A 25758-nucleotide genomic window follows, 5' to 3' on the forward strand; every position below is an offset into this window, starting at 1 on the left:
TTGATCACGCCAATCATCCGGCATCGGCGGTATTGATCCGCGGCAAGACCTTCTCGGCCATCAGGATCATTGATTGACGGCCGAGCTCACGATCCTTCCAGTCCTTGCCCGCATAAAGCAGGGTTCCGAAGGTGCCGATCTCTTCCTGAAATGCCAGCAGCTGATCGGCCACGCTTTCAGGCGTGCCGTAGATGATGAGCTTGTCGCAGATCGATTCGAGGGTGACCTCCGAGTCTGGTTGATCCCGCCTCGTCTTGAACAACTCGAGCCGGCCGCCGCGCTTCAGCTTCGTGAACAACTGGTGATAATAGTACACGTAGGGGCTATCGGGCGACGTGACATAGGCCTTCGCGGTTGCTGCGTCCTTTGCAACGAACACGCTCTTGGCAACGCGCCAATTGGCGGGGTCGGCGACCCGGTTCACACGCTCGCAACCCTCGACGTATTTGGGCCAGTGGCTCTTCACCCAGGCAGGCATCAGGAAGTTCGCCGAGATCGGATCCCAGCCGCGCGCAGCGGCTTCCGTGACGCCTTTTGAGAACGGCGCGACCGCGGTCACCACAATCGGCGGGTGAGGGGTTTGCAATGGGCGGGCAATCAATCCCTGCCCGATGTCCTCGATCAGGGTTCGCTGGACCGAGACATTCCAGTATCTGCCCTGCAGATCATAGGGCGGCTTGCCTGCCCAGATATCGAGAACCTGATTGATTGCCTCAAGGAACATGGCATTGCGGTCGGCATCGAGATTGCCGAACACTTCCGCGTCGGACAGCAGTCCGCCGGGGCTTATTCCGAGTATGAAGCGGCCATCAAGCATGTGATCGAGCATGGCGACGGATGCGGCGACCGCTGCCGGATGAGTGTTCGGCATGTTGATGGTGCCGGTTCCAAGCTTGATCTGCCTGGTTGCGGCGGCGAGCCAGGCAATGAACGCGATGCTGGAGGTGATGTTCTCGGCCTTGTCGGTGACATGCTCGCCGACATACGCCTCGGTGAACCCGAGCTCGTCCGCGAGCAGGAAGGCCTCCCGATCCTCCCGGAGCGATTGCCGCCAATCCTTGTCGAGAGGATGGATCGGCATCGTAAAGAATCCGAGCTTCATCATCCGCCTCCCTGCACGTTGAACGTTAGTTGGCGAGGAACCTGCGGCCTTCCCACGGTGAAGACAAGCCCTGCCGCGTAAATAATCACTCGATAAACAAGCTTGACGTTTCAAGGGGGCGGCCCTCTAATCGGGCAAACCAAAATTGGGCCGGGAGGCCACGCCCACATGAAAGCTGCGGCTTTCGCCTACGCCCGCGCGACCAGCGTCGTGAATGCGTTGGAGTTGCTTGCCGCGCATGGCGACAAGGCGAAGGTTCTGTCGGGTGGCCAGAGCCTGATGCCGGCCATGAACCTGCGGCTCATCTCCCCGGACATTCTGGTCGATATCGGTGGCCTCACCGAGTTGCATGGCATCGCCGTGAGGGCAGGCGTGCTGGTCGTTGGCGCGCTGACGCGGCATGTCGACCTGCTCAGGTCGCCGGAGATTGCGCTACACGCGCCGCTGTTGCGGGATGCCGTTGCCCACGTTGCCCACCCCGCTATTCGCAATCGCGGAACGATAGGCGGTAGCCTTGCGCATGCCGATCCGGCGTCGGAGCTGCCGGCCTGCGTTATCGCGCTTGACGCCACGATCGTTGTTCGCGGCCCGACGGGCGAGCGCCGGATTGCTGCGACCGAATTTTTCAAGGGCATCTATGAAACGGCGCTGTCGCCGGACGAATTGCTTGTCGCGATCGCGGTGCCAGTCGCGGGCCAGGGCTCGACATTTTTCTTTCAGGAGTATGCCCGGCGACATGGTGACTACGCCGTCGTTGGTCTCGCCGCACGTGCTATTGTTGCTACTGGCAGGTTCTCGGATCTTCGGCTCGGCTTCTTTGCGGTTGGCGATCGACCGCTGCTCGCAGCGGCCGCCGGCAAGCTGATCAATGCGTCTGTGACGCCCGCCTTGCTCGCGGAGGCGGCGACCGCGCTGGCCGCTGAACTCGATCCGCAGGACGATCAGCAGGCGAGCGCGGCGATGCGACGACACCTCGCCACAGTCCTGCTTCGGCGTTGCGTGGCCACGTTGTTGGCGCGGCCCAAACTGGAAGCGGGAGTGACCAAGTGAGCGCTCCGGTGCCGGTCTCACTGTTGGTCAACGGCGAGCCCATCGATGCTTTTGTCCTGCCACGTCTCAATCTCGCTGATTTCCTCAGGGAGAATCTGAAGCTGACCGGAACCCATGTCGGTTGCGAGCACGGCGTCTGTGGTGCCTGCACGGTCCGGATCGATGGCGAGATCGTCCGCTCCTGTCTGATGCTGGCGGTCCAGGCGCAGGGGGCATCAGTCGAGACAATCGAGGGGCTGTCCGACAGCGGCGAAATCGCCGATCTTCAGGCGGCCTTTCGCGAACGCAATGCATTGCAGTGCGGCTATTGCACGCCCGGGATGCTGATGACGGCGCAGGACCTACTGAAGCATTTGCCCGTGCCTGATCGTCAAGCGATCCGCGAGCACCTTTCCGGCAATTATTGCCGTTGCACCGGCTATCAAGCCATCGTGGATGCGGTGGAGGCGACAGCCAGGACGCGCGCGGGGCGGCGGGCATGACGGTGACCCGTGCGCCAGCAGAGACCCTTTCGGTGCTCGATCGCCCGAATTCCTATATCGGCAAGACGGTGCCACGGCCGAACCTCGACAGGTTGCTGCAAGGGCGCGGACAATATGTCAGCGATCTGGAATTGCCGCGGATGGCGCACGTGGTCTTTTTACGGTCGCCCTATGCCCACGCCAGGATCGTGGCGATCGACGCCGACGCGGCACGGCGTATGTCCGGCGTCATTTCCATCGTCACGGGTCGAGAGCTTGAGGCTGTCATCACGCCGTGGGTCGGCGTGCTCTCGCATCTGAAGGGATTGAAGTCGGCGCCGCAGCACGCGATCGCGATCGATCGGGCCTGCTGGCAGGGTGAGGCAGTCGCGGCGATTGTCGCAACCAGCCGTGCGGCAGCCGAAGATGCCATGGAGCATGTTGTCGTCGACTACGAGGAGCTCGAGGCGGTCACGGACATGCGCACCGCGCTCGACCCGGCAACGCCAGTCATTCACGCCTCGCTCGGCGACAATCTCGCCTTTGAACGGACCCTTGATGCGGGCGATGTCGACCAAGCATTGTCGGATTCTGAGGTGGTCGAGGCCGACTTCGTATTCGGGCGCCACACCGGCGTGACGCTTGAACCGCGGGCGGTCGTTGCCGACTGGAATGCAGCCGAGGCACGGCTGACGATCTATCAGGGCACACAGGCGCCCCACATGGTGCAGAACATTGCAGCCCTGCATCTCGGACTAAGGGAAGCGCAGGTCCGGGTGGTCTGCAAGGATGTCGGTGGCTCGTTCGGCATCAAGGTCCACATCTACGCCGACGAAATGGCGACCTATGCGCTATCCAAGCTGCTACGACGGCCGATCAAATTCGTGGCCGACCGTGTGGAGAGCTTCAACACGGACATTCATGCCCGCGATCATCGATGCAGGGGCCGGATCGGCGTCAAGCCGGACGGCACCATCACGGCCTTCGAGATCGACGACCTGACTGGGATCGGTCCCTATTCAATGTATCCGCGCACCAGTGCGATCGAGGCCAATCAGGTGGTCAATCTGGTTGGCGGGCCGTATGTCACGGCGAACTATCGGGCGCGAGCGCGGGTCGTCTTCCAGAACAAGAACGTGATGTGTCAGTACCGGGCGGTCGGGCACCCGATTGCCTGTTCGGTCACCGAGGGGCTGGTCGACCTTGCCGCAGCGAAGATCGGTATGGACCCCGTGGAGATCCGCCGGCGCAATTTGATCCCCGATGACGCCTATCCCTATGCATCCCCCTCCGGCATGAAGTTCGAGCAGCTTTCGCATCATGCCTCGCTGGCCAAGCTGCTGCAGATGATGGATTACGACGCATTGCGTGCCGAACAAGCGGCGTTGCGCGCCAGAAATATTCACCGGGGTATCGGAATCGCCAGCTTCATCGAGGTCACCAATCCCAGCGCCGCGTTCTATGGCGTCGGCGGCGCGAAAATCTCGTCGCAGGATGGCGTTGCAGTTCGGCTCGACGCGCAAGGCTCGGTGATCTGCCAGACCAGTATCACGGAGCAGGGGCAGGGTTCGGAATCGCTGACTGCCCAGATCGTGGGCAGTGTGCTGGGCGTTTCGATGGAACGGGTCCGCGTGATCCTGGGCGACACCGACAACACGCCCTATGGCGGCGGCACCTGGGCCTCGCGCGGTGCCGGCATCGGCGGCGAAGCCGCGCTACAAGCCGCCAAGGCCCTGCGCCAGAATATCCTTGATATCGCCGCGGCCATCCTGCAATCGACGCCGGGCGGGCTCGATATCGTCAACAACAGCATCGTCGATGCCGGCGACGGTGCGTCACGGATCGAGCTGAGCGAATTGGCGCGGATCGTCTATTTTCGGCCGGATACCCTCCCGCCGGGCATCCAGCCTGAGTTGATGGCGACCCGACATTTCGTGCCGCGCCAGTATCCCTTCGCATTCACCAACGGGGTTCAGGCCTCCTGGCTCGAGGTCGATACCGAGATCGGGTTCGTGACGCTGCTGAAGCATTGGGTCGTCGAAGACTGCGGCACGATCATCAACCCGCAACTGGTCGACGAGCAGATCCGGGGCGGGGTCGTGCAGGGCCTCGGCGCGGCGCTGTTCGAGAAATGCATCTATGACGAGCGTGGTCAGCTCACCAACGCCAATATGGCGGACTACCTGGTCCCGATGTCCGGCGAGATGCCCGATATCGAGATTGGCCACGTGGTGTCTCCGACGCAGGAGTCGGAGCTCGGAGCCAAAGGGGCAGGCGAGGCAGGGACAGCCGGTGCGGCAGCTGCGGTTGCCAACGCGGTCAATGACGCGCTGCGGCCGTTCGGCGCAATAATTACCGAGATTCCGCTCACGCCTCAGGTTATCCTGACGGCCTTGGGACGAATCTGAGGGTGGAGACGTTCCGGCAAAGATAACGATAAGCAAAAGACAGACAGTTCTTGGGGAGGAATAGTCATGACGAACAAGGTCACCAAAGCTGGATCGATATCGCGGCGTCGTCTGCTGACGACGGCAAGCGCCGGCGCCGCTCTCGCCGTCTCGCCTTTTCGCATCAATCTGCTCCAGGCCGAGGAAGCGCCCATCAAGATCGGCTTCCCCGTTCCCTTGACCGGTCCGTATGGTGCCGAGGCCCAGGACCAGGTGCGGGCGGGGCAGCTCGCTGTCGCCCAGTTCAATGATGCCGGCGGTCTCAACGGCCGCAAGGCCGAGCTCGTCGTGCGCGACGACAAGCTCAATCCCGGTGAGGCGGCAACGCGGACATTGGAGCTGGTCGAGAAGGAGAAGGTGAATTTCGTCGTCGGCAGTCTGTCCGCGGCAGTTCAGCTTGCGATCAACAACGTCACCAAAGAGCGCGGCGTCATCTTCAATTCGATCAGCCAGTCCGACGCCATCAACGAGGCGGCCGACTTCAGCAAGTACACATTCCACGAAGCGTTGAACCCGCACATGACGTCAGGCGCGGTCGGCCGTTATGCCTTCGCCAAATTCGGCAAGAAGGTTGCGTTTCTCACGGCGGATTACGCCTACGGGCACGAGATGGTTCGCGGCTTCCTCGAGGTCGGCAAGGAGTTCAACGTCGAGAACCTCGGCGACATCCGCCATCCGCTGGGAACGACGGACTTCTCCACCCTGCTGCCGCGTCTCCAGGCGCTGAAGCCCGATATTCTGTGTATCAGCAATTTCGGCCGGGACCAGCAGATCGCGCTGAAGCAGGCGACCGACTTTGGCATCAAGAAGTCGATCCAGATCATCGCGCCGCTGCTCTCGCATGCCAGCCGCGTCGCGGCCGGCCCCCAGGCATTCGAAGGCGTCGTCGGCGGCTGCTCGTTCTACTGGGGTATCGAGGACAAGTTCGCTTCGACCAAGGCGTTCAACGATGCGTTCCGCAAGATGTACGACGGCAAGCTGCCCACCGATTACGGTGCGCTCGGCTATGGCGGCGTTCGGACCGTGCTCGAGGCGGTCAATGGCGCCGGCAGCGTCGAGACCGACAAGGTCGTCGCTGCATTGGAAGCTCTGAAGTACGACGACTACAAGGGGCCGCAATATTATCGCAAATGCGACCACCAGTCGGTGCAATCGGTGCTCGTGATCAAGTCGAAGTCCAAGGACCTGAGGAACGAGTCCGACGTGTTCGAAGTTCTTTCGACCGAAGAGCCCAACGAGAAGAACCTGCGTACCTGCGAAGCGCTCGGCCACAAGAGCTGAGCTCGTGCGACGGCGCGCGCCACCGGGCGGTGCGCGCCGTGCTTGAGGGGGACAAATGGCGGGCCTGAGCCTTGACCTGATCGCGCTGCAACTGTTTGCCGGGCTGGCGCTCGGCGCCATCTATGTGCTGTTTGCGATCGGCCTCTCGCTGATCTTCGGGATGCTGACCGTCGTCAACTTCGCCCATGGCGCGTTCTACATGGTTGGCGCCTATGTCGGGCTCTATCTGATCTCGATCGGGGGCAATTTCTGGATCTGCCTCGTGGCGGTGCCGATCGCCATCGGACTGTTCGGCCTTGCCGTCGAGCGCGTGCTGATCCGGCCGCTTTACGGTCGCGGCATCGACTATCCGCTGCTGCTGACCTTCGGGCTCAGCTACGTGATGGTCGAATGCGTGCGCATTGCCTTTGGCAAGACCGGCTATCCTTTCGACACGCCCGAGGTTCTGCAGGGCGCCGTCGATATTGGTGTCGGCTATTTTCCGCTCTACCGCCTGTTCGTGATAGGCGCGACGGCCGTCGTGCTGCTGGCGCTCTGGCTGTTTCTGGAGAAGACCAGCTTCGGACTGATTATCCGCGCCGGGGCGCGCGATCCGCAGATCGTCCGTGTTCTCGGGGTCGATGTTTCCAAGGTGTGGTTGATTGTGTTCGGCATAGGTACCGCGATCGCGGGTTTTGCCGGCCTGCTGGCCGCGCCGCTTCAAGGCGTCATTCCGGAGATGGGCGGCACGATCCTCGCCGAAGCCTTCGTCGTGACCGTGGTAGGAGGGATGGGGTCGATCGGCGGCGCCGTACTGGCAGGCCTGCTGGTCGGTGTGGTGGTCAGCATGACCTCGCTGTTCGCACCCGAGATGGCCAAGGTTTCGATCTTTGCCCTGATGGCGATCGTTCTTATCGTTCGTCCCCAGGGCTTCTTCGGCCGCGCCGGATTGATGAGCTGAGCCCGGCATGACCGAAACCACTCAATCGATCAAACAGCCCGGTGCCAGGACGGGCAGTTGGTATGAGTTCGCAACGCGGCACCGCGCCAGCATTGTCGCGGTGGTCATCCTGGTTTTCCCGTTGGTGATGCCGTTCACAGCTCTCGCCGTGAACATCCTGATCTATGGGTTGTACGCCCTCGGCTTCAACCTCGTGTTTGGTTATCTGGGTCTGTTGTCGTTCGGTCATGCCGCGCTGTTCGGGACCGGTGCCTATCTCTGTGGTATCGCCATCGTGCACTTCGGCTGGCCGTGGTATGCGGCGATCGCCGCCGGGGTCGCCGGCGGATTATTGATGGCGATGTTGATCGGCGTGCTCGCGATCCGGACCCGAGGCATCTACTTCGCCATGGTCACGATGGCGCTGTCGCAATGTGTCTACTACCTTTTCTACCAGGCGGTTGACTTGACCGGTGGCGAGAACGGCCTTCGCGGCATCAACGTGCGCACCATCGATCTGTTCGGCCTGCGGATCGATTTCATCAATCCGATGGTTCGCTACTACGTCATCGCAGCTTTTGTGATCGCCGCATTCTTCGTGATGTCGCGCATTCTGGCGTCGCCCTTTGGTGCCGTCATTGAAGCGGTGCGCGAGAACGAGATGCGTGCACGCGCGTCCGGCTACGATGTGACCCTGACGCGATTGCTGACCTTCGTCCTGTCAGGCGGTTTCTGCGGCCTTGCGGGTGCGTTGCAGGCCCTGCATTTGTCGATCGTTCCGATCGAAATCCTGCATTACGAGACCTCGGGTCTGGTCGTGATGATCGCTCTCCTGGGCGGCATGGGGACGTTCTTCGGGCCGATGATTGGTGCTGCGGTCTTCCTGGTCCTGGAGAATGTGGTCTCGGTGTGGACCGTTCACTGGCAACTGATCGTTGGAGCCATCTTCATTGCATGCGTGCTGTTCTTCCCGGCGGGCATCTGGGGCACGCTGATCGCGCGGGGCAGACGATGAGTGCCGCAGAAGGCGACGCAGGAGAAATCATTCTGCGCACCAGGGGCGTCGGCAAGACGTTCGGGAAGTTTGTCGCCCTCAACAATATCTCGGCCGAGTTTTCCAGAGGAGCGATCACCTCCATTATTGGTCCGAACGGGGCTGGAAAGAGCACCTACTTCAACCTGCTGTGCGGCGCATTTCCGCCGACCAAAGGCAGTGTCGAGTTCGAGGGCAAGGATGTCACCGGTCTGCCGCAACACCGCTTTGCGCATATGGGGATCGCGAAATCCTTCCAGATCACCAGCGTATTTCCGCAGCTTACGACACGAGAGAACATCCGCGTCGGCCTGCAGGCGCTGGTGTCGAGATATGACATCTGGCGTCCCCGTGCGCGCCTGACCGAGCTGGTCGAGCGGGCGGACGAACTGCTTGCCCTGGTCGGGTTGTGGGAATCTCGGGAGCGCGCCGCCAAGACGCTGGCTCACGGCGAGCAGCGGGCACTGGAAATCGGCATGGCGCTTACCAGCCAGCCCCGTTTGCTGCTGCTGGACGAGCCGACGGCCGGCATGAGCCCGGAAGAAACCCGGACCATGATGGATCTGATCGTGAAACTCGCCGGGGAGCGTACAGTCATCCTCGTCGAGCACAAGATGAAGCTGGTGCTGGGGATCAGCGATCGCATCCTCGTGCTGCACCACGGAGAATTGCTTGCCGAGGGAACGCCGCAGGAGGTCCGGCAGAACGAGGCGGTGAAGCGTGTCTATCTCGGTCAGCGGGAGCACTGACGCGATGCTGCAGATCAGCAAGCTCAATGCCTGGTATGGCGCAAGTCACGCGTTACAGGACATCAGTCTCGAGGTGAGCAAGGGCGAAATCGTTTGCCTGATCGGTCGCAATGGGGCCGGCAAGACGACGACGTTGAAATCGATCATGGGGTTGATGGGGCGGGCGCGCGGCTCGGTCACCTTCAAGGGTGAAGAGCTGCTGCGCCAGCCGGCGCATGTACGCTTCGCGTTGGGACTGGCCTATGTTCCGGAGGAGCGGCGGATCGTCCAGGGGCTGTCCGTGCGAGAGAATTTGCGGCTCGGGCTGGTTGCCTCGAAGCAGAAGAAGCGGGAAGCCGAGCTGATCGACGAGATCGCTGCGATCTTCCCGCGGCTGGCCGAGCGCATGGATCAAGAGGCGGTCACGATGTCCGGCGGCGAGCAGCAGATGCTGGCGATCGCGCGGGCGATGATCGCAAAGCCCGACCTGATCATGCTGGACGAGCCGTCGGAGGGCATCATGCCGGTCCTGGTCGACGAGATGTTCGAGCTGTTCAGCAGCATGAAGGCGCAGGGAACGACGGTTTTGCTCGTCGAGCAGAACGTCGAGCTCGCACTCGGCATCGCCGATCGTGCCTATGTGCTGGACCAGGGGGCGGTGGTGCACCAGGCCTCCGCGCAGGTGCTGCTCGCCGACGACGAGATCAAGGAGCGCTACTGCTCGGTGTGAGCAGGCTCTCGGATCAACGCGCGTGCCGCCGGCACGTACTGACCTTTACTCCGCAGCGCTCGCGATCGCGTCGGCTTTCCGATTGGTGACGACGACCTTGATCGCGTCATCAACGCGGTCCCGCGCATATCTGAGCGCCGTCGGCAGGTCGGCCAGCGGAAACGTGTGCGTGTGGATCCTGGTCGCGTCGAACCGCTTCGCTGCCATCAATTCCATCGCGCGGTGCGTGGCGCTGCGGCCTTCGCCCCGGATGCCATAGGCATAGATGTTGTTTCGAACGAGATGCGCAACGTCCAGCGTCGCGGCCTCGTGCGGGAAGGCGGCCAGGCAGATCTTGCCGCCGCGATTGGTGATGTGAATGGCCTGGTTGAGTGTCGCTTCGGTGCCGGCACATTCGACGACATAGTCCGCGCCGATCCCCCCTGTTAGTTGCTTCACGACATCAACGACGTCTTCGTCGTTGATGTTGATGACGCGGTCGGCCCCCAATTCCTGGCCGATCGCCAGCCGCTTGTTGCGCGTCCCGGTCAGGATGACCGGGCTTGCACCAAGCGCCTTGGCCACAGCAACTGCGAGAAGTCCGATCGGCCCTGGGCCGATCACCACGACGCTCTCGCCGGCCACCAATCCCCCCAATTCCGTCAAGCCATACATCGACGTCCCGGCAGTCACCACGAGCGTTGCTTCCGCATCGCTCATGGTATCCGGGACGCGCGCCAGCGTATTGATGTGATTGACAGCGTATTCGGCGAATCCGCCGTCGGTCGTAAAGCCGTTGGCGCGGTGACCCTTCTCCGGCCTTCCATAGTTGAGGCACGATGTGTACATGCCCTGGCGGCAGCGTTTGCATTGGCCGCAGCCGGCGTGGATCTCGACGCTGACCCGCTCACCGATCCTGAACTCGTCGACATCAGGGCCAAGCGCGGCAACCGTGCCCATGTATTCGTGACCCGGCGTAAAGTTCTTGTTGAAGGGCGCGCCGCCTTGAATGCTTGCCGGCGAACCGGCATGGATGATTTCGAGATCGGTGGCGCAGATCGCAACCGCGTCGATGCGCACCAGCACTTCGGCGCGCGATGGGATCGGCGTCGGCTTCTCGCGAAGCAGAAGCTGGTCGGGGTCACCAAGGACCCAGGCTTTCATCAGGTCGGGGAGGGGAAGATCGGGTGATGTCTGGACGCCGGGCGGCTGGTACATGGGCGCTTCCTCTTTCGGCTTGCAGCCTAGCGCGAAACGACGGTTTGCCGCGAGCCTCTGGTCGTTGGCATCCCGGGGGGCTGCATTTGCTGCACGGCAGCAAGCGCGTCGCAAAACATTCATACGCGGCCTATACTTGGTCGCTCCGTTGATGTTGAAATCCGCATCGCATCCTCTCCCAGACCGGAGCCTGCCATGAAGACCGTCCGCCTTGTCCTCGCGTTGCTGGCGCTGACACTGCTCGCGCCGTGGCAATCCGCCAGGGCGGCCGACGTGATCTGCTACAATTGCCCGCCGGAATGGGCCGATTGGGCGTCGATGCTGAAGGCGATCAAGGCAGACCTCAACTACGATATCCCGCATGACAACAAGAATTCCGGCCAGGCGTTGGCCCAGATCCTGGCCGAGAAGAGCAATCCGGTCGGCGATATCGGTTATTTCGGTGTGACCTTCGGCATGAAGGCCAAGGCGCAGGACGCGCTCGAGCCCTACAAGCCCGCGCATTGGGATCAGGTCCCCGCCGGCCTCAAGGACCCCGACGGCTATTGGACCACGATCCACTCCGGGACGCTCGGCCTGTTCGTGAACAAGGACGCGCTTGGCGGCAAGCCGGTGCCGGCCTGCTGGAAGGACCTGCTGAAGCCAGACTACAAGGGCATGGTCGGCTATCTCGACCCCTCGTCCGCGGCGGTCGGTTATGTCGGCGCGGTCGCCGTCAATCTCGTGCTCGGCGGCTCGCCCACCAATTTCGATCCGGCGATCACCTTCTTCAAGGAACTGCGCAAGAACGATCCGATCGTGCCCAAGCAGACGTCATATGCCCGCGTCGTGTCGGGTGAGATGCCGATCCTGTTCGACTACGACTTCAACGCCTATCGCGCGAAATATTCGGAGAAGGGCAACTTCGAGTTTGTGATTCCGTGCGAGGGGTCGGTGGTGTTTCCTTATGTCGTCGGTCTCGTGAAGAACGCGCCGGACAAGGAGAAGGCCAAGAAGGTGATGGACTATCTCTTGTCCGACAAGGGGCAGGCGATCTGGACCAATGCCTATCTGCGTCCGGCCCGCCCGATCGAGCTGCCTGCTTCCGTGAAGGGCAAATTCCTCCCCGACAGCGACTACGTCCGTGCCAAGAGCGTCGATTGGGGCGAGATGGAAAACATGCAAAAAGCCTTTGTCGACCGCTATCTCGCCGAGGTCCGCTGAGGCAATATGGTGCCCTCGCAGGGGCACCCATCTTCCAATGTCGCAAAAATCCTTCGTTTGGCTCTGCCTGCTGCCGCTTGTGCTGGTGACGACGGCGTTCTTCCTGTTGCCGATGGCGCGGCTGGTGGTGGCGGGCGCCGAAGGGTCGCGCGGGCTTGCCGGATATCTCGCCATCCTGACCGAAGGCCGCTATCGCGCGACGCTGATCAATACCGTGCTGCTGGCGGCTGCAACCACGGCCGTCACGCTGATCGTGGCGACGATCGCCGGAATGTTCCTGCAGCGGCACCGCTTTCCCGGGCGCGCCGTGCTGATCGCGATGCTGACCTTTCCGTTGGCGTTTCCCGGCGTGGTGGTCGGCTTCATGATCATCCTGCTGGCGGGGCGGCAGGGGCTTATCGGCGATCTCTCGAACCGGATCTTCGGCGAGAAGTTCGTTTTCGCCTATTCGATCTACGGGCTCTTCCTTGGCTATCTCTACTTCTCGATCCCGCGCGTGATCCTCACCATCATGGCGGCCGTGCAGAAGCTCGACGTCGGTCTGGAGGAGGCCGCGCGTTCGCTCGGCGCCAGCCCGTGGGCAGTGCAGCGTGACGTCGTGCTGCCGGCACTGGCGCCGGCCTTCGTCGCGTCCGGTGCGATCGCCTTTGCGACCGCGATGGGCGCCTTCGGCACCGCCTTCACGCTGGCAACCAACATCGACGTGCTGCCGATGCTGATCTACACCGAGTTCACGTTGGCCGCCAATTTCGCGACCTCGGCGGCGCTGTCGGTGGGGCTGGGCCTGATCACCTGGCTCATCCTTGCGCTCGCCCGCACGTTCAGCGGCAGCGCGGTCGCGGCAGCCGGGTGAAAAGCATGCGCGATCGCCTGATCTTCACCGGCCAGTTCATCTTCACGCTGCTCGTCGCGGCATTCCTGGTGGTGCCGGCAGGGCTCTCGATCTCCGCCGGCGTCACCGTCAATTACTTCCGGGGCATTCAGTCCGGCGTGACCCTGCAATGGGTCGCCCAGGTCTGGGAGCTCTACGCCGGCACCATCCTGCTCTCTTTCGTAATCGCATTTGCGACACTTGCCGTCACCTTGCTCGCCGGCGTTCCCGCGGCCTACGCGCTGCACGCGCGGGGAGGCCGGCTTGCCCGCATCGTCGAGGAGATCATCACGCTGCCCTTGGCGATCCCCGGCCTCGCGATCGCGCTTGCGCTGTTGCTCACGTATGGGAGCTTTGGCGGCTTTCGCCGTTCCTGGCTCTTCATCCTGGTCGGACACGTGATCTTCACCATGCCGTTCATGGTGCGCTCGGTCATGGCGGTGTTTGCGACCGTTGATATCAAGACGCTCGATGAAGGGGCTGCCTCGCTCGGGGCATCGCCATGGCGGCGCTTCTGCGATGTCATCGTGCCGAACGCGCTGCCGGGAATTCTCGCTGGTGCGCTGATGGTGGTCACGCTATCGCTCGGCGAGTTCAACCTGACCTGGATGCTGCATACGCCGCTAACGAAGACGCTGCCGATCGGGCTGGCCGACAGCTATGCCTCGATGCGGCTCGAAGTGGCCTCGGCCTACACGCTGATCTTCTTCGTGATGATCATTCCGCTGCTGGTCGCAATGCAGCTGCTGGCCGACAGGGATCACAAGCGATGAGTACGGCGGGGCACGGTGCAGCGGTGCGGATCGAGAGCTGCGGCAAGACGTTTGCCGACGGCACGCGCGCGCTTGATCCCGCAACCCTCGACATCGCGCGCGGCGAGACGCTGGTGCTGCTCGGCCCATCCGGATGCGGCAAGACCACGATGCTGCGCATCATCGCGGGCCTCGAGTTGCCGGATGCGGGCGGCAAGGTGCTGTTCGACGGCAAGGATATGACCTCGGTCCCGATCGAGCGTCGCAATGTCGGCATGGTGTTTCAGTCCTACGCCCTGTTCCCCAACATGACGGTGGCGGACAATATCGCCTACGGCCTGAAGATCCGGGGTGTTGCCAGGGGCGAGCGTGCCGCACGCGTCGCCGAGCTGGTGGCTCTCACGAACATCACAGGGTTGGAGAACCGCCGCATCGACCAGCTTTCGGGCGGCCAGCGCCAGCGTGTTGCGCTGGCGCGTGCCGTCGCGATCCGGCCGGGCATCTTGCTGCTCGACGAACCCTTGACCGCGCTCGATGCCGCCTTGCGGGACCGGCTGCGAGGTGAGCTCAACCGGCTGTTGCGAGCACTTGGTATCACGACGATCTATGTCACCCATGATCAGTCCGAAGCCATGGAATTGGGCGACCGCATCGTCGTGATGCGGAAAGGTGCGATCGCCCAGATCGGCACGCCGCGCGAGGTCTACTTCGCGCCGAAGGACCGCTTCGTGGCGGAGTTCATCGGAGCGGCGAATATCGTTGAAGCTCCGATCGAGAACGGCATACTGATCCTGCCCGGCGGGCGATTGCCGACCGAGGGTGGCGCGACAGCTGCGAACGCGACCGTCATGATCCGTCCCGAAACCATTCGCGTGACGGACGTCGGGGCAGGGCTGCTCTCGGGAGCAGTTGATTCCGTCAGCTTCATCGGCGACCGGCAACGAATTGTCGTGAGTGGTGCGTCGAGCAAGCCACTCAATGTCGATGCGCCCAACACAATCCATGCCAAGGTTGGCGATCGAATCGGGCTGTCGATCGCGGCCGACGCCGTTCGTCTGCTCCCTTCCGAACCCTGAGATTGATCGATGCCGCCGAAACCGGTTCTCATCGCACAGATATCCGACCTCCACATCAAGCCGCCGGGAGCGCTGGCCTATGGCCGGGTCGACACCGCGAAGGCGCTTGAACGTTGTGTGGCCGCGCTTGGCGCATTCGAGCCGGCGCCCGATTTCGTCGTCATCTCGGGCGACCTTGTCGATACGCCGTCGGTCGAGGAATACGACTATCTCAAGCAATTGCTCGCGCCGCTACGCCTGCCGTTTGCCGGCATTCCCGGCAATCACGACTCGCGTCAGTGGATGCGCGAAGCGTTTCCGGCCGCGCCCTATGTTCGCCCAACAGGTCCGCTCGACCAGAAGATCGAAGTGAATGGTCTCGATCTCCTGCTGCTTGATTCAAGCGTTGCCGGCAAGCCGCACGGCATGCTCGAAGCGTCCACGCTGCAATGGCTGGACGCGTCGCTGGCGACGGCAGTCGATCGGCCGGCGCTGCTTTTCCTGCATCACCCGCCATTCAAGGGCGGCATCTGGCATATGGACCGGCAAGACCTCTTCAATGCCGACGCATTGGCGGACATCGTCAGGCGTCACCCGCGTGTGCGGTTGATCGCGTGCGGACACGTCCATCGCGCGATGCTGACCACCTTCGCCGGGATTGCCGTGACAATATGCCCCGCGCCGAACCACGCGGTCGACCTGGACCTCGGGCAGCTCCGCGAACCATCGTTCAAGGTGGAGCCGCCCGCATTTCATTTGCACACATGGTTTCCCGGGCCGGACTTTGGACAGCTGGTCACGCACCAGATCCCCATCGGTCAGTTCGACGGGCCGCATCCGTTCTTTGGGCCGGACGGCAAGCTGCTGTGAGCGGGTCGCGTCGACCCCTCACACGGATGGGTTTCGCCAGGCCGGATTTGCCGCCGATGGGTGGGTCTTCCAGACCAAGGGCGGCCGTTGCCTACAATTGAGCGTTGCAACTAGCCGCATATTTATTCCAAATTGTACCTTGGATGCCTTCTAGCCCGATTTCACCGGCCCGGGCCTTTTGTTGCTGTAGGCGCCCGGTGGGGCTATAGTCCTCTCCGCTTTCATTGATCGATGGTTTGTCGGTGTCGCGCTGCTGGCGCGCCGATTGAACGCAACACAATCAGTCTGGATCACAATGACCGGTGCGTCGCCCATAGAACGAACTGCCGGCGCGCCGTTGTTTTCGAACAACAAGCTGTCGGTGCTGCGCAAGCATCCTTACTTTGCCGATCTCGAGCCCGAGGCATTCGATCAGCTCTGCCGCTATGCCAAGCACACCACGCTGAAGCGCGGAACGACGATCTTCTCCAAGGGCGATCCGGGCACCAGCCTGATTGCGGTGATCTCGGGCACGGTGAAGATCAGCATCTCGTCGCCGGATGGTCGCAACGCGATCCTGAACCTGATCGAGGCAGGCGAGATATTCGGCGAGATCGCGCTGCTCGACGGTTTGTCGCGGACGGCCGATGCCACCGCCAACACCAATTGCGAGCTGTTCGTCATCGACCGGCGCGAGTTCATTCCGTTCGTGCGCAGCCAACCGACGCTTGCGATGAAGTTCATCGAGCTGCTGTGCGCAAGGTTGCGCTGGACCAGCGACCAGGTCGAGCAGGTGATCCTGCAGGACCTGCCCGGCCGTCTTGCGAGCGCGCTGCTGCGCCTGAGCGACAAGCACAAGCCGCAGGGGCGCACCATCTCGATCACCCAGCAGGAGATCAGCGAGATGGTCGGGATGACCCGCGAGAGCATCAACAAGCAGCTCCGCGCGTGGGCGACACGCGGTTGGGTCAGGCTCGAGCATGGCGCGATCGTCGTGCTGAAGCCCGAGTCGCTTCAGGCGCTGGTCGACGCCGGGGCTGATGACGGCGAGTAGGCGCGCCGGCTGCGCGGTCGGTCCCGCGTTTCACGAAATGGTGAACCGGACAAAGCCTGTGAAACCATTCACATCGGCTGTGCGTGCCCTGCGGTAAGTGACGCTTCGGTGGAGCACACTCGCACTGTGGAGGAATCCATGCAGGGCTCTTTCGACAACCGGCAGCAGGACCCGGAAAGCAACTACGGGAGCTTCAGTATCAAGCTGATCGCTTTGCCGGTGCTCGTGATCGTTGCATTGATCGGGATGCTGGTCAGCCACCCTGCCGCAGTGAAATGGATATCGGACGCGGCGCAAGCGGAGTTCGCGGGAACCGACGTCGTCGACGTCGATCCATTGACAAGGATTGCGCAGCCGGCGCCCACGGCGCTGCCGCGCAATGCGATGCGGACGGTGAAGGCCAACTGATCGTTGGCACCGTCGTTACGCGGCAACGCCGAGCAGCTTGGCGGCAGTCCGGCCGAGAATGTTGGCCTTGTCGTCGTCGCTCAGCGATGAGCAGGCGAAGATGTGGTCGGCCGGTGCCATTTGCCATGGATAGGGATAGTCGCTTCCCAGCACAATCTGGCCGGCGCCAACCTGGGCGGCGAGATGCCGGATCGCTTCGGGCGTGAAGACCAGCGAGTCGAAGTAGATCTGCTTGAGATATTCGGTCGGCGCCTTCTGGAGCTTGATCTCCGGATTGCATCCCTTGGGTCCGACCAGGCAGGGATGATCCGAGCGATCGGCATAGGAGGGGAGATAGCCGCCGCCATGCGCGGCGATGATCCTCAGTCCCGGGAAGCGGTCGAGCGTGCCCTCGAAGATCAAATGGGACAGTGCGATCGTGGTCTCGAGCGGATTGCCGATGGTGTTGCCGAGCCAGCCATTGCCGGTGAGCCGCTTGCCGAGCTCGGGCACGCCCTGTGGGTGGATGAAGAGGGGAACGCCGAGCTCCTCGGCCTTGGCCCACACGGGATGAAACCTCGGATCGGAGAATTCGACGCCATCGACCACACCGCCGATCGCCGCGCCCTTCAGCCCCTGTTTCTTCACCGCGGTCTCCAGCTCCTGCACCGCAAGGTCCGGCGCCTGCAGCGTCAGCGAGGCGAAGGCTGCAAACCGGTCGGGCTTCGAAGCGCAGAGTTCGGCGAGCTTCTCGTTCTGGATCTTCACGATCTCTCCGGCGAGATCGCGACCGCGGTCGTACCAGAACGGATTGATCGAGAGCACTTCCATGTCGACGGCCTGCGCGTCCATCGCAGCGAGGCGCTTGTCGATCTCGACGAAGGCCTCAGCGGCGCCGTTGACCGGCGGTAGTTGATATTTTCCAGCGTCTGCTCCGAGCAGCGCACCCGCCTCGCGGAAGTGGCAATGCGCGTGAATGTCGATCGTCTTGATACGTTTGCCGTCGACGGTGACCGGCAGCTTCTGGCGCGATGCTTGCGCGTTCGCGTTGTGGACGAGCCCGCAGCCGCAGAACACGATGCCTGCTGCCGCCGTCGCTCCCGCTTTCAGGAAATCCCGCCTTGTGGTCATGACGATCGCCTCCCTGGTCTTTTTGTTGTGGACGGGGAGCCTAGGGGTGCCGGCGAACGGTCGCAAGGTCACACGCTGTGCGTGTCGCGCAATGTTGATCTGCTCAGACCGGTTTGATCCCGGCCTTGGCGATGATGTCGATGGGTTCCGGTGACGCCGCTTGCTTCAGTGCAGCACCTGGAGTTGCCGCGGCAGCCATAGCGAGATTTCCGGCAGATAGGTCACGCACATCAGGACAAAGAACATCACCGCGTAGAACGGCCAGATCTTGCGCATGACCTGCTCGATCGTGACCTTGCCGACCGCGCAGCCGACAAAGAGGATTGCGCCGACCGGCGGGTGGCACAGGCCGATGCCGAGATTGAGCAGCATGATCATGCCGAAATGGACCGGATCGACGCCGAAGTTCTTCATGACCGGCAACAGGATCGGCGTTGCGATCAGGATCGATGGCGCCATGTCGACCAGCGTGCCAAACACCAGCAGCAGCACATTGATCAGCAGCAGGATGACGTATTTGTTGTCGGAGATCGACAGGAAGAAGGCGGTCATCTTGGCCGGCATCTGCGTCAGGGCCATGATGTAGCCGACGCTGGAGGCGCACGCGATCAGCGTCATCACCATCGCGACGGTGCGCAGGGTGCGATGGAGCAGCACCGGTAGATCGCGCCAGCGATAGTCGCGATAAATGAACATCGTGACGAAGAAAGCCCAGATGCAGGCGACGGCGCCGGCTTCGATTGCGGTGAAGATGCCGCCGAGAATGCCGCCAAGGATGATGACGAGGGTGATGAGACCCCAGGAGGCATCGATGGCGATCCGGATCGCGTCCTTGGCCGGCACGGTCTGGCCGTGCGGGTGCTTCTCGCGATAGGCAACCGCCAGGCACAGGATGATCAGCGAGAAGCCGAGCAGCAGCCCGGGGAACACGCCGGCCATGAAGAGGGCGCTGATCGAAATCGTTCCGCCCGTCGCCAGCGAGTAGAGCACCGCATTGTGGCTCGGCGGCACGAGAAGGGCCTGCACCGACGAGGTGATCGTGAGGTTGGTCGCGAACACGCGCGGATAGCCGTTCTTTTCCATCTGCGGGATCATCACCGAGCCGATGGCGGATGTATCGGCGACCGCCGATCCGGAAATGCCGCTCAGGAATGTGGTCGCAAGCACGTTGACGATCGAAAGGCCGCCGCGCAGCCGGGTCAGTCCAACCAGCACGTCGGCGAACGCAACGAGGCGGCGGGCCATGCCGCCCTCCGCCATGATCGCGCCGGCCAGCACGAAGAACGGGATCGTCAACATCGCGACCTTGCTGACGCCGTCGGAGATCTTCAGCATCACCGCTTCCAGGGGGATGCCGATCCACAAGGCGCCGACAATCGCCGCCATCGCCAGCGAGTACGCGATCGGCATGCCGATCAGGAAACAGAGCAGCATGGTCGCGAGCAGAATGAGGATATCCATGATGGCCTCTCGCGATCAGTCGGCGGAAAGGTCGCGGTGCGGTGCGATCGGATCGGGCGGCGCACCCAGGAAAATCCGCTCGATGATGAACAGGAGCAGGCAGGCGCCGCCGATCGGAATCGGAAGATAGGTGACGCCGACCGAAAGCGACGGGAAGTCGGCGATCGTGTTGTACCAGGTCACCTCGACGAGCCGAGCGCCCCAGATGACCATGAACAATGCGATCAGGCCCATCAGCAGCTGGACCACAAGGTCGGTCAGGTTGCGAAGCGGATCAGGCAGCTTGTTGGCAAAATATCCGACGTTCATATGCAGATTGAGCCGATATCCGGCGGCCGCACCAATGAACGTCACGACGATGGTGAGCAGCACCGCGAGAGGTTCGGGCCATGACGCGGCGCTGTTCAGGACATAGCGCGTCAACACTGCCCAGGGGATGACGGCCGAAATCAGGATCAGCGCGACAGAGCCCGTGATGACGCAGGCGAGATACAAATAGTCCATCGCGCGGCGATATGATCCGGCCATGTCCGTTTCCTGCAAGAGGACGATTTCCCGTGTGGTGTGACGTCAGGCAGACTGGATGCGCCCGATCATGTCCTGGTATTTCGGGCCGTATTTGTCCCATACCGGCTTGACCGCGTTCTGGAACGGCGCCTTGTCGGCAATCTCGATGATCTCGCACCCGGCAGCCTTCGCCTTTTCCATCGCCTGCTGCTCGTAGGTATTCCAGAGCCCGCGCTCTTCCATCTGCGCCTCGCGGGCGAGCTTCTTGATCAGCGTCTGGTCATCGGCTGCCAGCGCGGACCAGGCGCGTTTCGAGAACACCAGCAGCTCGGGAACGATCAGGTGCTCGGTGAGCGAAAAGTGTTTCGCTGCGGTGTAGTGATTGCTGAAGACGTAGCTCGGGGGATTGTTCTCGGCGCCGTCGATGACGCCGGTCTGTAGCGCGCTGAACACCTGATCGTAGCCCATCGCGACACCGTTGCCGCCCAGCGCGTTCATCATGTCGATGAAGATCGGATTGCCGATGACGCGGAACTTGAGGCCCTTGATGTCGGCGATCGTCCTGATCGCGTGCTTGGTGTTGTAGAGGCTGCGCGCTCCGGAATTCATCCAGCACAGTGCGACCAGTCCGGCGTTTGGGCTTGCCGTAATCTTGTCCAGCAGCTCCTGGCCGATCGGGCCGTCCATCATCCGCTCGGCATGCGCCATGTTCTTGAACAGGAAGGGCATGTTGACGACGTTGATGTCATCGACGATCGGGCCGATCGAGCCGGCGCTGACGCGCAGCATCTGGATCGCGCCGATCTGGGTCTGCTCGATGGTTTCCTTCTCGCCGCCGAGCTGCATCGAGGGGAACATCTGCAGCGACAGGCGGCCGTTGGTTGCAGCCGCCAGCTTCTTGCCGAGGTTTTCCGTCGCGACCACGGTCGGGTAGCCCGGCGGCTGCACGTCCGACGCCTTGAAGACAGCCTTTGCCTGGGCGAGCGCTGGCGATGTCACAACGACCGCACCAAGGCCGGCGCCGATCCGGATGAGATCGCGACGGCTAAGGCCCGCAGCGCGGCGCTGTGATCGGCGTGCATGATCCATGTCGTTTCCTTCCTGAAGCGTCTTGCCGGGATTCTTGCCCGGACTCTTGCCCGGATTTTCGCTCGACTAGTTCGGCTGGTCGAAGAACTCCGGATTGTTGTGCTTGGTGGTGGCGATGTCGGCCAGCAGCCGTTCCAGATGCCGGGCCATCGCGCTTCCGGCGGATGATGGATCACGCGCCTCGATCGCGGTCATCACGGCCTCGTGCTCGGCGATCACCTCGGCCATTCGCCCGCGCTGCGGCAAGGTGAGACGCCGGAAGCGATCGACGTGAACCTTGACCTGCAGGATCAGCCTCCAGATGCCTGGGTATCCTGCGATGTCGGCGATCCCTGCATGAAACGCCTCGTCGGCCTGATGGAAGGCCTCGCGATCTCCGGCCGCATCAGCCTCGCGCTGGCGTGCGAGGATGGAATGCAAGCCAAGGATCTGGCTCTTGCTCGCGCGTTCAGCGGCCATGCGGGTCGTGGTTTCCTCCAGCGACTTGCGGATGATGATCGCCTCGGGGAGCGCTGCGAGCGGGATGCGCGACACGAAGATGCCGGATTGCGGGAAGATTTCGACCAGGCCCTCATCCGAGAGGCGGAGGATGGCTTCGCGCACGGGCGTCCGGCTCACGCCGTAGGACATCGCGATCTCCGCTTCGAGGATCGGATCACCGGGCTTGCGATGCAGCGACACCAATTCGGCGCGCAGGTCTGCGTGGATCCGCGCGGCGGCGGTCTCGGTGCGGGGGCGGTTGCCCCGCCTTTGGCCGGCGGGGTTGCGGAGCTCCGACTTTTTCGGTGAGCGGGCGGGCATCCGTGGTCCCCAAAATTGATATATTAGTATATGAAATCATCGTGGAAGGCAAACGAGTGCACCTCTCCCCGCCTGTGTCCACCGCCGTCATCGCCCGGCTTGACCGGCGATCCAGTACGCCGCAGCCCTTCGGCTCAAGCACAGCGGTCTCTGGAATACTGGATCACCCGCCTGCGCTGGTGATGACACTGAGCAAGCTGAGCAATCACGCCGTCATCCCGAGAGGATGTGAGGCGATATCCCGTCCACCGCCGTCATCGCCCGGCTCGACCGGGCGATCCAGTACGCCGCGGCCTCTCGGCTCAATCACTGCGGTCTCTGGAATACTGGATCACCCGCCTGCGCGGGTGATGACACTGAGCAAGCTGAGCAATCACGCCGTCATCCCGAGAGGATGTGAGGCGATATCCCGTCCACCGCCGTCATCGCCCGGCTTGACCGGCGATCCAGTACGCCGCGGCCTCTCGGCTCAATCACAGACGTCCTGGAATGCCAACCACTCCTGTTTCAATGCGAAGTCCAAGCAGAACCGTTGCAATAGACTGGAACGCGAACAGCGCCGCCTCCGACCAAGGCACCATTGTACGTTGGCGCGGTCGCGTCCGTCACGGCCGCCATCGCGTCCTGCATTGCTGAATTGCACGTCGGCAACGTCGCTACGGTGAAGGACTTCAGTTTCATCTGTGCATTCATGACGATCGCCCCGGTGCCCTTCGGCGTGAACCCGAGATCGATATTGGCGTCGACACCGCCAGCGGCCACCGAGGGAGACACTCCGGAATCGTTGCCGTTGATGATGATCGAGTTGCCGTTCGAGCCCGATGCGCCGGCATCAGCGATGCGCGCGAGTAGCCGCGTGTGCGACAGATCATAGAAGTTATAGTTGCCCCGGCTCGTGGTCTGAAAGTCCATTCCGACTGTCGCATCGGTGCCGGTCGCCGCGACCACCGGGTTGGGCGAACCGCTGCCCGCAATGGCGGCCATGAAGTCCAGATAGTTGGTGGTCTGCCCCTGCGTCGTAGCGGGTGGCTGAAACCGGCCGATCTGGTTCTCGAACTGGTCGGTAAACGCTGCGCCGTTGGTTCGGAAAATCAGCTTGGTTTGGGTCGCCAACGCGTTGTTGTCGGAGCGGATGACAGCCGACAGCGCGGGCGTCACGTCGCCGCCGCTGAAGCGCCATTGCAACTCATGCCCTTTCGCCATCACGATCGCAGGCGCAGTGCCGGTGGTGCCATCTGTGCCATAGAGCGCATTGGAGCCGACCACGATGCCTTTCATGAACTGGCCGTGGTTGTTCGCGATCATCAGCGCAGCACTTGCCGGATTGACGGGCAGGTTAGCGAACCCGGTCTCACCTCCAGAGCCCAGCAACAAGTCGAGTGTCATGCCGGTCTGTGAGGTGCCTCCGCCATAGGGATCGACGTTGACGACGGCACCTTGGTTGGCAACGTCCATCTCCATGCCTTGGATGCCGCCAGCAATAGCGCCGCCCGATGCGGCATAGGTCACCGTGGTGCCGTTGGTGACGGTAGCGGCTTGCGAAAGAGTCGCCACGCCCGTTCCGGAATTGTAGGCCACAATCCACGTGGCCACTGTGCTGGAGGAAGGCCCGACGATGCCTGTGCCGGAAATGCCGCCGCCGACCGTGGGTGCGGTGCTGGGGATCGGCGAGAACGTGAACGCGGTCGAGGACACACCGCCGGTGCCGCCTGTGCCGGTCGTCGTGGTGTCCGCCGCGCGCACCACCTGGGTGTAGTGCCCCCACGATGATCGCCGGTTCGTCTGCACCGCATCGAGATAGTCATTCAACGCGAACCCGAGGAAACCGATGGATCCGGTATCGGCCGGATTCATGTCGCTGGTACGTGATGCGGCTGCGACTCCGGAACCACCGACCGTGCTGATGGACTCAAATTGCGAGCGGCTGTCGAAATAGGTCATTTTACCGTTGGCCTGATGCGCCACCCAAGTGCTTGTGGTGGGAACCCGCTTGCCGTCCTGAAGCACGGCACCACCCACTAGAACTCGGTCGGTGAGCCGTTGGAAGATGGCTGGAGGTGTGTCGTCGGAGAACGACGTCCCGGTCAGCGACCCGTTGATGAACGCATTTGACGGAGTCATGACGCCGTTGACGTTGCACCATCGGTTCATGAAATTGGTCGTGGTGGTGTTGTTCCAATCCTTGCAGTAACCGCTTGGAATGTCCGAGGGGAGTGGGTTGGTGATGCTGGACGTGATGAAGGATGTCGTGTTGGGACCGCTCACATTGATCTGTTGAGCGTTGCAGCAAAACGAAACCAGCGTGACCAGCGCTGCGAATCCGAGCGATAAAGTGATCCTGAACATTACTGAGCTGCCCCCTTGATAAAGGCGGTTAGTGTGCCGGTGGTCTTGGTAAAGCAATTCGCTCCGGAGGTGACCACGGCAACCATCCCGGTCGAATAGACCGCTGGTGGCCCTGAATTATAGCTGATGCTGGCGTTGCCGTTCGCTGGAAGAGTGGCGCAGTCCAGCGGCGTGATAGCGCCGTCAGCCGGCGCCGACGTTGCGTTGAGCACCACGAGAAACCCGGCTGTAGCCGTCGCGTTTACGGCGTAGACCGAATACAGGTTTCCGGCGGAAGCCTTGATCACCAGATTGTTCGCCGCCGCGCTGGTGACGACAGGAGTTATCCCGCCAGCCGCAGCCGATGTTGGCGCAATAGCGACAGCAGCGGTGCCGGTGCCCGCGGCCACGGCGCCCTGAATGGTGCGGGCGCGATCCCAAGTCGCACCGTTGAACAAATAAGGCTTGTTGAATAGTGCGCCGGATGTGTTGCTGCTCGCAGCGGTTCCGATGTTCAGGTTTCCGCCTATGTTGGTGGAAGCATCGGCGGCGGTTGCAGACGTGGCGGCGATAATGCCGCCGAAGTTGCTCAACTGAAGGTCGCCACGTTGACCTGTGATGAGGGTCGGCATCGTGGAGTTGAACACACCGCCGATCTTGACCGGGTTGCCGGAGTCGGCCGTACCGCTAGCGATGTTGCCCTGTATTTGTTGAGTGCCATTGACGAAACTGTTGTTCAGCGCCTTGAGCAGGGAGATCGTGGTCGCGGTGGCGGCGCTGGTTGGTACAGTGGCTGGAGTGTCGGTAGTCGAACCCTCGGCAACGTCGGCGCCATTCGCGATAGTCACGGCCTGACCATAGCTCTCCTTGGTCCCGGTTGTGACCACCGCGATGATCAAGCATGTCGAAGCTGTCCACTTTAGGAAATTCCTGGCATTCATTTTCTTAACCTTCTCCTTATGCGACCAGGCCTTCATTGACGTCAGATAGAGCCCGGTATCGTAGAAACTAATCGGCTTCTGATTGCGGCCTTTGGCGTGGCTGCGCTGCATCCGCGAGCCGCGATTCGTGGCCGCTGGTGCGATCCTTGCCCGCTTGCGTGATCCTTGGCCGCTTGCGTTGGGGCTTCGGCCACGCCCATCACATCCACCTCGCCGTTTGAGACGATAAGCCGCAAACCATCGCGCGGGAATGTCGAAGTACCGCCACTGAACCTGTATGCTCGTGTGCGGTTATCTTTCTACGCTTGCACGCGAGACCGCGGGTGCAGCGTGTACCCGGCATGCCCTGCGCCCTCCGCTTCGAGACGGCGGGACGAGATGCAA

24 protein-coding genes are annotated in these 25758 nt (G+C 62.4%); 15 read left to right on the top strand and 9 right to left on the bottom strand.

All coding sequences use genetic code 11. From position 1 onward, the window contains the following. Positions 1–13: 13 nt before the first annotated feature. Positions 14–1102, bottom strand: a complete 1089-nt coding sequence (locus tag AAFG07_RS14600; protein ID WP_342727880.1) for an LLM class flavin-dependent oxidoreductase — start codon at positions 1100–1102, stop codon at positions 14–16. 168 nt (positions 1103–1270) lie between these two features. Between AAFG07_RS14600 and AAFG07_RS14605 the strand changes: the two genes are divergently transcribed. From AAFG07_RS14605 to AAFG07_RS14640, 8 genes are all read left to right on the top strand, one after another. Further along, positions 1271–2152, top strand: a complete 882-nt coding sequence (locus AAFG07_RS14605) for a xanthine dehydrogenase family protein subunit M (RefSeq protein ID WP_342727881.1) — start codon at positions 1271–1273, stop codon at positions 2150–2152. Next, positions 2149–2634, top strand: a complete 486-nt coding sequence (locus AAFG07_RS14610) for a (2Fe-2S)-binding protein (RefSeq protein WP_342727882.1) — start codon at positions 2149–2151, stop codon at positions 2632–2634. Before AAFG07_RS14605 ends, AAFG07_RS14610 begins: the two co-directional genes overlap by 4 nt. Further along, positions 2631–5021 (top strand): xanthine dehydrogenase family protein molybdopterin-binding subunit, encoded by a 2391-nt coding sequence (locus AAFG07_RS14615; protein WP_342727883.1) that lies wholly within the window; start codon positions 2631–2633, stop codon positions 5019–5021. The genes AAFG07_RS14610 and AAFG07_RS14615 overlap by 4 nt, the downstream gene beginning before the upstream one ends. A gap of 66 nt (positions 5022–5087) precedes the next feature. Continuing rightward, on the top strand, positions 5088–6341 hold the full coding sequence (locus tag AAFG07_RS14620) for an ABC transporter substrate-binding protein (RefSeq protein ID WP_342727884.1): 1254 nt from the start codon (positions 5088–5090) through the stop codon (positions 6339–6341). Between the two features lie 55 nt (positions 6342–6396). After that, positions 6397–7281, top strand: coding sequence for a branched-chain amino acid ABC transporter permease (locus tag AAFG07_RS14625; RefSeq protein WP_342727885.1), 885 nt, complete (start codon positions 6397–6399; stop codon positions 7279–7281). Positions 7282–7288: 7 nt separating this feature from the next. After that, the gene (locus AAFG07_RS14630; protein ID WP_342727886.1) at positions 7289–8275 is read left to right on the top strand and encodes a branched-chain amino acid ABC transporter permease; all 987 of its coding nucleotides are present in this window, start codon (positions 7289–7291) and stop codon (positions 8273–8275) included. Then, positions 8272–9042, top strand: a complete 771-nt coding sequence (locus AAFG07_RS14635; RefSeq protein WP_342727887.1) for an ABC transporter ATP-binding protein — start codon at positions 8272–8274, stop codon at positions 9040–9042. The genes AAFG07_RS14630 and AAFG07_RS14635 overlap by 4 nt, the downstream gene beginning before the upstream one ends. Positions 9043–9046: 4 nt before the next feature. Next, positions 9047–9751, top strand: coding sequence for an ABC transporter ATP-binding protein (locus tag AAFG07_RS14640; protein ID WP_342727888.1), 705 nt, complete (start codon positions 9047–9049; stop codon positions 9749–9751). A 45-nt stretch (positions 9752–9796) separates the two neighbouring features. On the opposite strand, the gene AAFG07_RS14645 is transcribed toward AAFG07_RS14640, so the two are convergent. Beyond that, positions 9797–11203, bottom strand: a complete 1407-nt coding sequence (locus tag AAFG07_RS14645) for a zinc-binding dehydrogenase (RefSeq protein ID WP_342727889.1) — start codon at positions 11201–11203, stop codon at positions 9797–9799. Here AAFG07_RS14645 and AAFG07_RS14650 point away from each other — a divergent pair. The 7 genes from AAFG07_RS14650 (at position 11144) to AAFG07_RS14680 (ending at position 17140) form a co-directional block, all read left to right on the top strand. Beyond that, entirely contained in the window at positions 11144–12151 is a 1008-nt protein-coding gene (locus tag AAFG07_RS14650) for an ABC transporter substrate-binding protein (protein WP_342727890.1), read from the top strand. The two genes, AAFG07_RS14645 and AAFG07_RS14650, sit on opposite strands and share 60 nt — an antisense overlap. 37 nt (positions 12152–12188) lie before the next feature. After that, the gene (locus tag AAFG07_RS14655) at positions 12189–13004 is read left to right on the top strand and encodes an ABC transporter permease (RefSeq protein WP_342727891.1); all 816 of its coding nucleotides are present in this window, start codon (positions 12189–12191) and stop codon (positions 13002–13004) included. Positions 13005–13009: 5 nt separating this feature from the next. Beyond that, the gene (locus AAFG07_RS14660; protein ID WP_342727892.1) at positions 13010–13795 is read left to right on the top strand and encodes an ABC transporter permease subunit; all 786 of its coding nucleotides are present in this window, start codon (positions 13010–13012) and stop codon (positions 13793–13795) included. Further along, entirely contained in the window at positions 13792–14850 is a 1059-nt protein-coding gene (locus tag AAFG07_RS14665) for an ABC transporter ATP-binding protein (RefSeq protein WP_342727893.1), read from the top strand. Before AAFG07_RS14660 ends, AAFG07_RS14665 begins: the two co-directional genes overlap by 4 nt. 9 nt (positions 14851–14859) lie before the next feature. Then, the gene (locus tag AAFG07_RS14670) at positions 14860–15699 is read left to right on the top strand and encodes a phosphodiesterase (RefSeq protein WP_342727894.1); all 840 of its coding nucleotides are present in this window, start codon (positions 14860–14862) and stop codon (positions 15697–15699) included. Positions 15700–15994: 295 nt separating this feature from the next. Beyond that, positions 15995–16732 (top strand): Crp/Fnr family transcriptional regulator, encoded by a 738-nt coding sequence (locus tag AAFG07_RS14675; RefSeq protein WP_342727895.1) that lies wholly within the window; start codon positions 15995–15997, stop codon positions 16730–16732. 126 nt (positions 16733–16858) lie between these two features. After that, the gene (locus tag AAFG07_RS14680; RefSeq protein ID WP_342727896.1) at positions 16859–17140 is read left to right on the top strand and encodes a hypothetical protein; all 282 of its coding nucleotides are present in this window, start codon (positions 16859–16861) and stop codon (positions 17138–17140) included. A 15-nt stretch (positions 17141–17155) separates the two neighbouring features. On the opposite strand, the gene AAFG07_RS14685 is transcribed toward AAFG07_RS14680, so the two are convergent. From AAFG07_RS14685 to AAFG07_RS14715, 7 genes are all read right to left on the bottom strand, one after another. Then, entirely contained in the window at positions 17156–18250 is a 1095-nt protein-coding gene (locus AAFG07_RS14685) for an amidohydrolase family protein (protein ID WP_342727897.1), read from the bottom strand. Between the two features lie 165 nt (positions 18251–18415). Continuing rightward, positions 18416–19711, bottom strand: coding sequence for a TRAP transporter large permease (locus AAFG07_RS14690; RefSeq protein ID WP_342727898.1), 1296 nt, complete (start codon positions 19709–19711; stop codon positions 18416–18418). 15 nt (positions 19712–19726) lie between these two features. Beyond that, on the bottom strand, positions 19727–20239 hold the full coding sequence (locus AAFG07_RS14695; RefSeq protein WP_342727899.1) for a TRAP transporter small permease: 513 nt from the start codon (positions 20237–20239) through the stop codon (positions 19727–19729). Between the two features lie 42 nt (positions 20240–20281). Then, positions 20282–21307: a TRAP transporter substrate-binding protein gene (locus tag AAFG07_RS14700; protein ID WP_342727900.1), complete on the bottom strand. Its 1026-nt coding sequence runs from the start codon at positions 21305–21307 to the stop codon at positions 20282–20284. Positions 21308–21373: 66 nt separating this feature from the next. Beyond that, positions 21374–22108, bottom strand: coding sequence for a GntR family transcriptional regulator (locus AAFG07_RS14705; protein WP_342727901.1), 735 nt, complete (start codon positions 22106–22108; stop codon positions 21374–21376). Positions 22109–22615: 507 nt separating this feature from the next. Continuing rightward, a complete protein-coding gene (locus AAFG07_RS14710) occupies positions 22616–24454 on the bottom strand; it encodes a hypothetical protein (RefSeq protein ID WP_342727902.1) in 1839 nt (612 codons plus the stop codon). After that, the gene (locus AAFG07_RS14715; protein ID WP_342727903.1) at positions 24454–25485 is read right to left on the bottom strand and encodes a hypothetical protein; all 1032 of its coding nucleotides are present in this window, start codon (positions 25483–25485) and stop codon (positions 24454–24456) included. The genes AAFG07_RS14710 and AAFG07_RS14715 overlap by 1 nt, the downstream gene beginning before the upstream one ends. Between the last annotated feature and the right edge of the window lie 273 nt (positions 25486–25758).

The sequence above is a fragment of the Bradyrhizobium sp. B097 genome (genome assembly GCF_038957035.1).
Classification (GTDB): Bacteria; Pseudomonadota; Alphaproteobacteria; order Rhizobiales; family Xanthobacteraceae; genus Bradyrhizobium.